General features: G+C 67.0%; 1 protein-coding gene. It reads left to right on the top strand.

Going from position 1 to position 579, the window contains the following annotated elements:
* Positions 1 to 240 (top strand): carboxymuconolactone decarboxylase family protein (locus ACFQH9_RS32010; RefSeq protein WP_379572204.1); only part of this gene is annotated, 240 nt, incomplete at its 5' end.
* Between the last annotated feature and the right edge of the window lie 339 nt (positions 241 to 579).

The raw sequence follows: 579 nt of genomic DNA on the forward strand, positions 1-579 counted from the left end.
CCATGGCGAACCGGAACCCTCGAGCCCAAGGTCAAGGAGCTCGTCTACTGCGCATTCGACGCAGCGGCCACCCACCTCTACGTGCCTGGCCTCAAGCTGCACTTCCGCAACGCCCTCCACCACGGCGCCACCGTGGAGGAGATCCTCGAGGTGCTTGAGATCGTCAGCGTGATCGGTATTCACGCCGCCACAACCGCTGCTCCGATCGTCCTCGAACTGGCGGCACAGCACTCGTCCTGACACTCGCACGTCACCGTCGGTCCCCGGCACGCCGGGGTCCGACACGAACACCTTCCCAACAATCGTTCACTGGAGAACACTCATGGGATCGGCTGACGCTGCGCCCGATCTGACGGCCACCTGCGCCGACCACGTCCCGGACTCTGTGCCCGACCATCCCGAGGCCATCGCCCGTTACGCCCAACAGCGGCGGAGCTGCACGGTCGCCCGGTCGAACGGCACGGTGGGTACTGGCAGCTCACCCGCTACGCGGACGTGGTGAAGGCCGCCCGGGACTGGCAGACCTACCGCAGTGGCCAGCCGTTCCCGGAATTCCCGGGCTTCGCCCTGTCGATCCCG

This window comes from Pseudonocardia lutea (assembly GCF_042658055.1).
In the GTDB taxonomy this organism is placed as follows: Bacteria; Actinomycetota; Actinomycetes; order Mycobacteriales; family Pseudonocardiaceae; genus Pseudonocardia; species Pseudonocardia lutea.